General features: G+C 49.2%; 9 protein-coding genes. 4 read left to right on the top strand and 5 right to left on the bottom strand.

What is annotated here, in order from left to right:
• Positions 1-30: 30 nt before the first annotated feature.
• Positions 31-420 (top strand): ASCH domain-containing protein, encoded by a 390-nt coding sequence (locus IEV89_RS07450; RefSeq protein ID WP_188472430.1) that lies wholly within the window; start codon positions 31-33, stop codon positions 418-420.
• Positions 421-486: 66 nt separating this feature from the next.
• On the opposite strand, the gene IEV89_RS07445 is transcribed toward IEV89_RS07450, so the two are convergent.
• From IEV89_RS07445 to yebS, 5 genes are all read right to left on the bottom strand, one after another.
• The gene (locus IEV89_RS07445) at positions 487-729 is read right to left on the bottom strand and encodes a DUF1480 family protein (RefSeq protein WP_188472040.1); all 243 of its coding nucleotides are present in this window, start codon (positions 727-729) and stop codon (positions 487-489) included.
• A 156-nt stretch (positions 730-885) separates the two neighbouring features.
• Positions 886-2,607, bottom strand: coding sequence for a sensor domain-containing diguanylate cyclase (locus tag IEV89_RS07440; RefSeq protein WP_188472038.1), 1,722 nt, complete (start codon positions 2,605-2,607; stop codon positions 886-888).
• 278 nt (positions 2,608-2,885) lie between these two features.
• Positions 2,886-4,370 carry a 16S rRNA (cytosine(1407)-C(5))-methyltransferase RsmF gene (gene rsmF, locus IEV89_RS07435; RefSeq protein WP_188472037.1) on the bottom strand — a complete coding sequence of 495 codons (1,485 nt, stop codon included), beginning with the start codon at positions 4,368-4,370 and terminating at the stop codon, positions 2,886-2,888.
• 137 nt (positions 4,371-4,507) lie between these two features.
• Complete coding sequence (locus IEV89_RS07430; RefSeq protein ID WP_188472036.1) at positions 4,508-7,138, bottom strand: PqiB family protein; 2,631 nt, start codon at positions 7,136-7,138, stop codon at positions 4,508-4,510.
• Positions 7,107-8,354: a membrane integrity lipid transport subunit YebS gene (yebS, locus tag IEV89_RS07425; protein ID WP_188472034.1), complete on the bottom strand. Its 1,248-nt coding sequence runs from the start codon at positions 8,352-8,354 to the stop codon at positions 7,107-7,109. The genes IEV89_RS07430 and yebS overlap by 32 nt, the downstream gene beginning before the upstream one ends.
• Positions 8,355-8,607: 253 nt before the next feature.
• Here yebS and msrC point away from each other — a divergent pair, with 253 nt between their 5' ends.
• The 3 genes from msrC (at position 8,608) to prc (ending at position 11,982) form a co-directional block, all read left to right on the top strand.
• A complete protein-coding gene (gene msrC, locus IEV89_RS07420) occupies positions 8,608-9,105 on the top strand; it encodes a free L-methionine (R)-S-oxide reductase MsrC (protein WP_188472032.1) in 498 nt (165 codons plus the stop codon).
• A 95-nt stretch (positions 9,106-9,200) separates the two neighbouring features.
• Complete coding sequence (proQ, locus tag IEV89_RS07415; protein ID WP_188472030.1) at positions 9,201-9,893, top strand: RNA chaperone ProQ; 693 nt, start codon at positions 9,201-9,203, stop codon at positions 9,891-9,893.
• A gap of 19 nt (positions 9,894-9,912) precedes the next feature.
• Positions 9,913-11,982 (top strand): carboxy terminal-processing peptidase, encoded by a 2,070-nt coding sequence (gene prc, locus IEV89_RS07410; protein WP_188472028.1) that lies wholly within the window; start codon positions 9,913-9,915, stop codon positions 11,980-11,982.
• The last annotated feature ends 279 nt before the right edge of the window (positions 11,983-12,261 follow it).

Genomic DNA, 12,261 nt, shown 5'->3' with positions numbered 1-12,261 from the left:
AGTACCGATAAATTAAAAGGATAAATCATGATCCCTCAGATCCCACAAAAGTACAGAGCCTCAGAGCGTTGGTCTTTTGGAGACAACGAGGCACAAGCTGATGAGCTTGCCAAACGTGTTATTGATGGTATTAAAACGGCAACTTGCGCCAATCTTGATGACGAACCTGAGCCAGAACCAGGCGAGATTTTCGTCGTAGTCGATGGCCGTAACAAGCCAGTTTGTGCGGTGCAATTGACAGAGGTGAAACAGGTGCCGTTTGATTTGGTCACCGAACAACATGCATGGGAAGAGGGGGAAGGTGATAGAACTCTTGCGTCATGGCGCACAGAACATCAGCGTTTCTTTGAAGAGTATGAGATGTTTTCTCCGAATATGCCTCTTCTATTAATGAAATTTGTTCTGCTCGAAACATTCTGATTTACGTGCAGATATACTGACAAGCCATGTGCTGCATGGCGAACGATTCCTGTTCGCCATGCGTGATCACTCCAGTCTCATAATCCATTCATCTTTCTGGCTATCATATTTCTCTTTGTAAAGTAGCGAGTGGCGACCATCAAGGATTGCTGGCACGCTGGTCTGATCGTCCCAGGCATCAATTTGCATGCACAAATCCGGGTCGGATTTACAAGGAATACGCACATGGTCGCCGCCTTTGGCTTCAGGTGTAGACAACTCGGCGTCATCAATTTCATAACTGCCTATTCGGATAACCGATTTACCCATAAGGATCTCCTTAAAGTGAAAGTCAGATAATCTCAGAGGAGGTATGACCAGTTATGGTCATCTATTGAGAGTAGACGACAGCACGGAAAGCGCCATAATAATTTTCTACTCACCGAGTGTTGATGGCTTTCCGATGATCCAAGGGCAGGGCGGACGCTATATCTGGTTGGGCCGGGCAGAAACCGGCATAGCATTGATCTGATTCCGGCCATTGTTTTTCGACAGATACAGCGCTTCGTCGGCAGCGCTGACGATGTCAGATTGACTGGTCAATTCTGGATCCTGTGCCGGTGAGTAGGTTGCGATCCCTTGGCTGATAGTGACCATGTTGAACTCGCTAAAGCTGTGCTTGATACCCAGACTCTCGATAGACTCCATGATGTGGCGTGAGACTATCCAGGCCCCTTCCTGATCGGTATCTGGCAGGATTGCCGCAAACTCCTCACCACCGAATCTCGTGACGATATCGGTATTACGCTTGAGAGACCTACGTAGTGTTCTGGCAACCAAGCGCAAACAAGCGTCCCCTGACAAGTGACCGTAGTGATCGTTAAAATGCTTAAAATAATCAATATCAATCATGATGACAGACAAGGGTGAGTGGTTACGCTTTGCGCGCATGTACTCATGACTGAGCACCTTTTTAAATTCTCGCCGATTGGGCAGTTTGGTCAGTGAGTCGGTACGAGCCTGGATCTCGAGACGGCGATTGGCCTTCACCAGTTTTAACTCCAGCAGTTTCCGCTCGTGGACATCTTCTGCAGTACCATACCAGCGTTGAATCGAGCCATCCGGTGCGTAACTTGCTGCCGCACGAATTCGCATCCAGTTCCAGCCACGATCGACGTGACAAAAGCGCACCTCAATATCCAGCGGGGCACCGGTTTTTAAGCACTGTTTCCAGATCTGTACTGCATCGCGTTTGTCTTCCCCATGCATGCTCTGGATCCATTTATCCCCCAGAATATCCTGGCGTGTCATGCCGGTAATACGCTGAAAGCGCGAACTGACGTCATTGAGCATGCCTTTTGCATCCGCTGTCCATGGGATCTGCGGGTTAAGCTCAACCATATTGCGATAGTGTTCCTGGCTTTCACGCAATGCGCGCTCCATGCGTTTCAGACTGGTAATATCAGTCATTGCGACAGACAAACCAGACAGCTGGTTTTGCGTATCAAAAGCCGTTTTAATGCGTACGAAGAAAGTTTTATTATTTCCCGGGAGTGAAAACTCTTTGTCGGGTGTTTCTTCGTTTCGCTGCAACAGCTCAAGTGCATTCGTCAACAGAGGGGCAAGGCCAGGCAGAAATGCGCTAACTTTACGGCCAATCGCTTCATAAGGCTGCAAACCAATAATATTGGCCATGGCATCGTTAACAGTGACATAGCGCATTTGGAGATCGATAAAGCACAGTCCCACCGGGGCATTAGAGTAAATGGTTTCTAACTGAAAAAGACGTTGGCCAGGGGCTTGATCGAGGTTCGCCAGATTACGGTCAATGCCCCGGTAACCCTTAAATTCACCGTCGTGGTCAAAAAGCGGGATACCGCTGCTTTCGAGAATGATCTCCGTTCCATCTGCGCGGACGTTGCGATTGAGTAATCCGCCAAACGGAGCCCGCCGCTCAAGAAGGGTGACAAATTGTGCGGCAACGCGCTCAGCTTCATCTGCTGACATGAAGTCCAAAGGCGTCTTTCCCAGTACCTGGTCAGGTGGGATGCCGAGAAATTCAAGGCATTTGTTGGACGCAAAGACGTATCGACCTTGCGCATCAACTTCCCAAATCCAGTCAGAATTGTTGTCGATGATATCCCGAAGGCTAGCGACTTCCCGGAGAAGATTATTCTCCGATAATGGGTACTGAATTTCATCCAACATGTTACTTCTCCGACTGCAAGACTTTACTCAACGACAGGTTATATGCTTTATGCATGGAAATATAAATTTCCAACGTGGCATTCATGTGCGCAATAATACATGGCTGGTTAGGAATATTCCTAGTAATGATTCAAGTCTGAATGCTGGCATTTATATGGAAATATGAATAATTTCCAGAATAAAATATTAATTATGTGATCTCTATGAAGTATTCTTGGATAAAGTGAACCCGTGAATATTTATCCGTAAATATTCACGGTGGTGACCATATTTTTTTATTAACCGTGCGGCGATGAGTCAATACTTTGATTTTGTGGGCGAATAGCGCCGTCCCGCACCAATTCACGTGGCAAACTGTTCTTGATTCTACTGCCAATACGCTTCGCCAGACCAAGCGGTTGCCGTTGCCAGACGACAGTGCATTCATCTGTTTCTGGCATTTGCGGGGGATATATATCGACTCCACGAAACCATGCCTGTGCCAGTTCATCATCAAGGGTGAAATGATTACTGTCTGTCGTGGCGGCGAGCGCCACTATTGCTTCGTGTTGCCAACGGAAACCTTTGGAAAAACGTTCCGCCAGTTTGATGCCAATACGAGAAAAACGGACTTTCCCAAATAACGGTTCCATAATGGCAGGAAACAGCCATAGCTCTTTGTCTCGCTGCCATAGCGTCATATTTTTTTCTTGCCAGGTAATACCCGACGCTTTAGCTGCGACAATGACGTCGGCGCTTTCTTTGCGCGACATGGGAGAGAAGGGAAACTTACCGACTTTATAGCCCGGAGCGGGTAGTCGCTCTGCCGGCGCAGTTTTACGCAACCTCGCCACGAAAAATCCCTCACTGTCATACACCTGCGGGAAAACATGCAAATAGCCTTCGGCGGTCAGTGCGCTTTGTGCGCCTTCAAATAACCCTTCCAGTGATTCGACTTCAACCGCGCCTGGATATTCGCTCAGCAACCATTGGCAAATCTGCTGGTTCTCCTTTGCGTTCAACGTGCAGGTGGAATAGACCATAACCCCACCGGTTTTTAACGCATGGAAAGCGCTGTTGATAAGCTCACGCTGGGTGGCCGCAATCCCGATAATGCTCGCTTCTGACCAGTGACTCATTGCATCCGGATCTTTACGCACCACGCCTTCACCTGAACAAGGAGCATCAAGCAAAATAGCATCGAAGGTTTCCGGCAGGGCTGCACCGAAAACGCGCCCATCAAAATGGGTCAGGGCAGTATTTGCCACGCCACAACGGTTAATGTTGGCGTGCAGTACTTTCACGCGACTGGCGGAATATTCATTCGCCAGGATCCCGCCCTGATTGTTCATCAGCGCGGCGATCTGTGTGGTTTTAGACCCAGGTGCAGCCGCGACGTCCATCACCAGTTGAGGATGGGTCTGATGTGCAAATAGCGCCGTGACCGGCAACATCGAACTGGCCTCCTGAATGTAAAAAAGACCAGCGAGATGAGCGAGCGCATTGCCTAAACGTGTTTCGTCATCATCTTGACGATGGATCCAGAAGCCTTCAGCACACCAAGGGATCGGCATCAATTCCCACTGATAAGTTGCGGCAAGTGCCACAAAGTCTGCCACGCTTATCTTTAATGTATTCACGCGCAAACTTGGGCGGAGTGGCCGGTTACAGGCATCAACAAACTCATCCATGCTCAGTTCGGCAGGCATAATTTCGCGGGTGGCATTCAGGAACTCTGGGGGAAGTTTGGCGGTATGAGTTGAAGCTGGTGCATGTCTGGACAAAGTAGAGGATCTCGCCAATATTAAAACGGATAAAGAGTTGCCGACAGTTTAACACGATCGTTACTGCATGTGCCCTATGCCGAGTTGAACTCATAAAGAGGCCACCGGTCGGTGGCCTCAGTGCAATACGTTTACAATCAGTTTTTCGGGATCGCCGTTCCCCATTGTTGCCAGTCTTTAGGTTCTTCAGGGCTAAGCAGGAAGTGGCGACCCGCGCCCGCTTTCGGCGCAATCGGCGTGGTTGGTGGCGTGGCAAAGGCGATACCGCCCCGGATAAATTGCTGGAAGGTGCCGCTTTTGAACATTCCGCCAGTCAGACCAAACTGCAAGTTATAACCTGATGCCAGCCAGAACATGCTGTTATCACGCACCAGGTATTGGTACTTCTTGCTGATACGCAGTGTGACATTGACCCGGTCTGCCATAGCGCCGAGATAGAAGCCAGTAACCGTACCGACTTCAATACCACGGAATAGCACAGGTGTCCCAATTTGTAATGAACCCACTTCTGCGGCATCGACCACAATACCGAGTCCGTCGGTATAACGTGAATCGGTGATGGTGGACTCTTGCAAGTCGAATGTACGCGCTGCCGGGCCTTTGCCTGCCTCCACATTGATATAAGGCTGTAACAACGTGTCCAGATTGCTGACTCCACCGGCTGAGATCTCAGGCGAAACAATCGAGAAACGGGTTCCCAGCCGAGCAAATGTATCGACATATTCAGGATAGAGCACGGCTTTGGCTGATACCTGATTTAGCCTGGACTCAAGCTTCAGTGATTCCACCTGGCCTATCGTGATACCCAAATAGCGAATCGGCATACCCGGTGACAGTTTGCTGGCATCGAAGGTATTGAGGGTTATTTGGCTGCCTACGGCGCGTGCCGAGGTTTCAGAGGAATACAATGCCCGCTTCGCGCCTTTACTTAGCGAGACACCTTCAAAGTTATCGAAGCTGATTGCCCCTTTCAGTGCGCGATCGAGTGGCGCAGCTTGCACCGTCAGCCCGTTGCCATTGAGTTGCACTTTTGCTCCGCCTTCGGCCCAGAAGATACTTTTCTCGGTGAGGAGTTTGCGATACTCGGGACGGATATAGACATCAATATCAAATTCGTTGGATTTTGGGGTGACGTTAACAATCTGACCAACCTGGAATTTACGATACAACACCACGGAGCCTGTTTGAACATCGGGCAAGCTCTTGGCGGTCAGGGTTAGCGTCGCACCCGGTTGCTCGCCCTGAATGCCTTCAGCTGCCTTTTCCGCGTTACTGAACAAGGGATATTTCTGAGTTGGTGTACCTTTACTGCCAGGTATAATGCGCACACCTCCGTCGATCCATTCCTGTGCACTGGCTCCTAACACCTCCATACCATCAATGCCTAATTTGACATCAACACGGCTGTTCACCACAAATTTGCTGTCTTTATGCAACAGATCTTTATATTCGGATTTAATGGCTACGTTAAACAGAATACCTTCATCTGTTAGTTTACGATCCAGGATTTGGCCGACCACGATACCGTGCAATAACACCGGTTGACCGCCGTCGATACCGAAGGTTTGCGGGGCGGTCAGTTGGACTTTCAGCACACCAGGATCTTGCAGTAGCTTCTGATTACTATTAAGGACCACGAAGTGTTTTTCCGGCGCGCCTTTCCCTGGGATCAACTCCAGCGTGTTGCCCGTGAGCAATTGACTAATTTTTGCATCATTAAGGCTGATTCTTGGGCTGTTCATTTCGATGCGGCTGCCGGTGCGCACCATATCGAGTACCGAAGGATCCACGGTCAGTTTGCCGGTGACTTTGTTGTCAGCCTGTAGCGTGACTTTTGTCAGTGTGCCGACCTGCAAGCCCTGATACATCAACGGCGTGCGGCCTTCATATAGGCCATCGCCGCTTGGCAGGTCGAGATCAATCTCCACACCGCGCTGGCTTTGCGCAAGATCCGGGTAAAGTTCATAGGACTGCTCCTGCTTAGTGGCATTGCCGTCAACCGGCGAGTCCAGCGCAATGGCACCATTAACCAGTGCCGCCAAACTTTCCATTTCGACTTTTGCTCCTCCCAGACTGAAATCGGCTTTGAAGCCAGAGACATTCCAGAAGCGGCTGGTATCTTTGACAAGATGTGCGAAGCGGCGCTCAATGAGCACATCGATAGTGACACCGTCGTTACCGGCTTCAATATCGTAGTCATAGACTTTTCCGATCGGTATTTTACGGTAGTAGACCAGCGAACCCGTGCTCAACGACCCCAAATCACGAGCATGCAGATGAATCATTAACTCGCCCGTATTCAGCCGATATTTAGGTTGGGTATCAAGCGCCACAAAGTGATCTTTCTCTTTGCCAGTGCCTGGCATCATGCCGATGTAATTCCCTCCAACCAATGCATCAAGCCCGGAAACCCCAGCCAATGAAGCTTTCGGTGTCACCAACCAGAACTGAGTGCCATCACGCAGTGAGTCGGCGAGCTCACTCTTAATACTCACCTTGACCATAATGGTACGCAGGTCTTTGCTAAGACTGATCGATTCAACGGTACCGACTTCAACCCCCTGATAGCGCACAGGCGTGCGTCCCGCGACGATGCCCGCCGCTGACTGGAAATCGATAGTCACCGTGGTGCCACGCTCCTGGTAATTGCTATAGATGAGCCAACTGGCAATCAGTAAAGCAATAAACGGCAGTAACCAGAAAGGCGAGATCCGGCGTTTGTTTTTAACCCGCGCTTCAGTCGGTGTATTCGGCGTTTCCTGTTGCATGTGCATCCCAAATCAAGCGGCTATCAAGCCATTCTACGGCAAGTATTGTGAGGATCACGGCGGTCCCAAAGAAGAAGGCCGCCGGTCCCATCGTAAATGACAATAACTGATCGCGGTTGACCAGTGACATCATCAGAGAAATAACAAACAGGTCAAGCATCGACCAGCGTCCAATCCAGGTAACCAGCCGCAGTAAGCGTATCCGCGTTTTTAGTCCCTGAATCGCCTTAAAATGAATGCTGAGCAATAGGGTCAGCATAACGATGACCTTAGTAAAAGGCACCAATACGCTGGCAATGAAAACAATAGCGGCAATAGGAATATTACCGGAAGTCGCGAGTGATACCACACCGGAGAAAATCGTGTCTTCCAGACGCTGCCCGTTGGCATAGACGATAGATATGGGCAACAGGTTTGCCGGGATAAGAAACATAATGGCCGCGAGCAGCGCCGCCCAAGTTTTTTGCAGGCTATGTTTGTAACGTGCACTCATGGGTACGTGACAGCGAGGGCAGCGGCCTTCGGCATCTGCATGGCCGGTAAATTTGCACGATAGGCACAGCTTGAGCGAAGAGGGCGGGCCTTTTGGACGTGGTTGTGGATAAAACTCTTCCCACAACTGTTCAATGTTGAGATTAATTTGTGTGATGATCACTAAAACAGTCATCATCAGGTATGCCACCAGTGCGACCCCCACATCAATATCCGCGTACTCTTTAACTTTAATGCTGGCGACGGCCATCCCCACCAGATAAATGTCGAGCATCACCCAGTCTTTCAGGCGGTCCAACATCAATAGCACCGGCTTAAGGTTCATCCCCCAGCGGCTACCGAAATGAAGATAGAGAATTGAACCGGCGAGTGTCAGTGGAGCACCGATCGTACAGAAGGCCACCATACTGGCGGTCAGCGGCGAACCCTGACTGGACATCTGCCAGATTCCTTCCCACAGACTGGCATCAATTCGTGTACCGAGCAGACGGATACTGATAAGGGGTTCGGTATAAGCAAAAGGCATCAGTAACAGAATACTGATGGCAATAATGATCAGACGCGGCAGAGAGCAGACGCGACCTTTTTCAACTTTTGCATTGCAGCGTGGGCAATGTGCAGTCTGGGTCTTTTTTAGATCCGGAATAGAAAACAGGTAATCGCACTCACTACAGCGCTGGTAGCGTGGTTGAGGTAACGGTCCTGACATTGCGAGTATTTTCATAGGGCCTGAGTGTAATTGTGCCTGTTGTAACAATTGTTCACCCATCTGAAATACATAACAGGGGAGTGATGCTAAGATCTGTCAGGTTTTTTCGATAAAATAACGTATTATGCGGACGACAAACAGTCATTGTAGGACAGTCTTTTTGAAGTCACATAGGATTAACCTTGTTGATATGGGCATTTAATGCTTATTTTATAGAGGTTAAGCACAGCATAATGGCTGCCTGCCCTGGGGTATTATTGGTTATTACATGAATAAAGTAGAATTCTACGCGGAACTGAAACGCGATCTGAACGCACTTATCGCCGGAGAGAATAATTTCATTGCCACTCTGTCGAACACCAGTGCCTTGCTTTTTGAACGTCTTGAAGAGGTTAACTGGGTGGGTTTCTATCTGTTAGATGGCAATTCACTGGTATTGGGACCTTTTCAGGGCAAAATCGCCTGCGTGCGCATTCCTGTTGGAAAAGGCGTCTGCGGCACGGCTGTAGCCGATAATAAGGTACAGCGCGTGGCTGATGTCCATGCCTTTCCGGGACATATTGCGTGTGACGCGTCCAGCAATGCAGAGATTGTATTGCCGGTGACCGTCAGCGGCACAGTGATTGGCGTTCTGGACATTGACAGCACGGTTTATCAACGCTTCGATGAAGCCGATGAACAAGGGCTGTCTGAGTTAGTTGAAGGGCTTTGCCAACATCTGCAAAACTGCGATGTAGCAAAATATGTCAATCTGATCGCAAGTTGATCTACGGATAACGTGGCATTTAATAATGGCGTCATTATAATGACGCCAGTTCATGCCTGCGCCGGTTGGCAAACCCGTTGTAATCAGGAAATTTCATGGAAAATCAACCTAAGTTGAACAGTAGTAAAGAAGTCATCGCCTTTTTGGCTGAGCGTTTTCCGCTCTGTTTTAGCGCCGAAGGCGAAGCAAGACCTTTAAAGATCGGTATTTTTGCGGATTTGGTCGAGCGCTTGCAAGGCGAAGAGAATCTGAGCAAAACTCAGTTACGCTCAGCTCTGCGCCTGTATACCTCAAGTTGGCGCTATCTGTATGGCGTTAAAGTTGGCGCACAGCGCGTTGACCTTGATGGTAATGCCTGTGGCGAGCTGGAAGAGCAGCACGTCGAGCATGCTCGCAAACAGTTAGAAGAAGCGAAAGCCCGCGTTCAGGCACAACGTGCTGAACAACAGGCAAAACGTCGTGAGGCCGGCGAAGCCGAACCACGTCGTCCGCGTCCGGCAGCGAAGAGACCTGCGCCGCGTCGTGAAAATGTGCCTGCAACTGCTCCAGTGGCTGGTCAGGAAAATCGCAAACCACGAACACCTCGCCCACCGCGTGAGGAAAAACGTGAACCGCGTCATGTGCCAGTAACAGATATATCAAAACTGCAAATTGGCCAGGAAATCAAAGTCAGAGCAGGTCAGAGTGCGATGGATGCTACCGTTTTGGAAATTGCCAAAGACGGTGTCCGAGTACAGCTTTCTTCGGGTCTGGCGATGATCGTGCGCGCAGAACACTTGCAGTTCTGATACGGGGGCCAACTCAGGCATGAACAAATTTGTCAGATTAAGCGTTATTGCAGGTCTGTTGTTGTCAGGAGCCAGTCTGGTTAACACCAGTTATGCGAACGATAGTGCACCAGTGACTATCGGTCAGCTCAAGCAATTGACACAAGAACCTCAAGACGCCACGGTGAGTCAGCGTGTTACGGCACGCTTTACCCGTTCGCATTATCGTCAGTTTGATCTTAATGCGGATTTTTCCGGGAAAATCTTCGACCGTTATCTCAACATGCTCGATTATGGCCATAACGTATTAATTGCATCTGATGTGGCCCAATTTTCATCTAAGCGTAATACCTTGGGTGAAGAGTTGAAATCGGGCCAACTGACCACGCCGTATGCTTTGTTCAATATGGCGCAGAAGCGTCGCTTTGAACGCTATAATTATGCGTTACAAGTGCTGGCTCGCCCGATGGACTTCACTGGCAACGATACAATTAATCTCGATCGTTCTAAATCGCCATGGCCGAAAGACCGGGCTGAGCTTGACCGTTTGTGGGATGCAAAAGTCAAATATGATGAGCTGAATCTCAAACTGGCAGGTAAGAACGAGAAAGAAATTCGCGATGTGCTGACTAAACGTTATCACTTTGCGATGAAGCGTTTGACGCAAAGTAATAGCGAAGACGTATTTCAATTGATCATGAATGCCTTTGCGCATGAAATTGATCCGCATACTAACTATTTGTCTCCGCGCGGTACTGAGCAATTCAATACTGAAATGAGCCTGTCTCTGGAAGGTATTGGTGCTGTATTGCAGGGTGACGACGACTATACAGTGATCAACTCAATGGTAGCTGGCGGCCCGGCGGCCAAAAGTAAAGCCATTGCAGTCGGTGACCGAATTGTTGGCGTAGGACAGGTAGCAACCAGTAAAGGCGTTGTTGATGTGATCGGTTGGCGTCTTGATGACGTTGTCGCTCTGATCAAAGGCGCGAAAGGCAGTAAAGTTCGCCTCGAAATTCTGCCAGCAGGTAAAGGCACCAAAACGCGAACCGTTGTTCTGACCCGCGAGAAAATCCGTCTGGAAGATCGCGCGGTGAAAATGACCATCAAGAAAGTGGGCAATGAGAAAGTTGCTGTGATGGACATTCCTGGCTTTTATGTTGGCCTGACGGACGACGTAAAAGTACAGTTACAGAAAATGGCCAAACAGGATGTCAGCAGCCTGGTTATCGATCTGCGTACTAACGGCGGCGGTGCATTAACCGAAGCGGTATCACTTTCTGGTCTGTTTATTCCAAGTGGCCCGGTAGTACAGGTACGTGATAACAATGGTCATATTCGCCAGGATAGCGATACCGATGGCGTGGTTTACTACAAAGGGCCACTGGTTGTGTTAGTTGACCGTTTCAGTGCTTCAGCATCTGAGATCTTCGCGGCAGCCATGCAGGATTATGGCCGTGCTCTGATTGTCGGTGAACCGACCTTTGGGAAAGGCACTGTCCAGCAATATCGCTCACTGAACCGTATTTACGACCAGATGTTGCGCCCTGAGTGGCCAGCTTTGGGTTCCGTACAGTATACGATTCAGAAATTTTATCGTATCAACGGCGGCAGTACTCAGCGTAAGGGCGTAACGCCTGAAATACTGATGCCTACCGGCAATGAAACGATTGAAACTGGCGAGAAATTTGAAGATAACGCCTTGCCATGGGATAGCGTTAATGCGGCGACCTACACGAAAACGGGCGATCTGAAACCTTTCATACCTGAATTGCTGAAAGATCACGATGCGCGTATCGCGAAAGATCCTGAATTCCAATACATCCAGCAAGATATTGCACGCTATAACGCGCTTAAAGACAAACGCGATATCGTCTCCCTGAATTACGCACAGCGTGATAAAGAAGACAAACTGGATGATGCAACACGCCTGACTCGCTTGAATGAGCGTTTCAAACGTGAAGGGAAGAAACCGCTAAAATCTCTCGAAGATTTACCGAAAGATTATGTTGCTCCGGACCCTTATCTGGACGAAGCCGATAACATTGCGCTCGATCTTGCGCGTTTGCTGAAAACCCAGGGCGATCAGGTACCCGCAGGTAGCAAGTAAGCTGACGTTGTCTGAAAAATGAGTTCTTACCAAAGCGCACTCCGGTGCGCTTTTTTATTGCCCCGGATTCGCTACCGACACTGAGAACCCGATACGTTGTTGATAATTTGCACGAGAGAGTGAAATAAAGCACTACATTTTGTAAAGTATTGTGAATTTAGGCGTGTAGTCTTGGCCTACTCTTGAATCTGCAGCAATTGCCCATAGGATCTAAGTCGGCAGGATAGCTTTTACGGCTTTCACCTTGCATAACAATGAAACAACAATGAGGAAGTGAGA

The sequence above is a fragment of the Hafnia psychrotolerans genome (assembly GCF_014639435.1).
In the GTDB taxonomy this organism is placed as follows: Bacteria; Pseudomonadota; Gammaproteobacteria; order Enterobacterales; family Enterobacteriaceae; genus Ewingella; species Ewingella psychrotolerans.
This window is presented reverse-complemented; position numbering and strand designations above follow the sequence as displayed.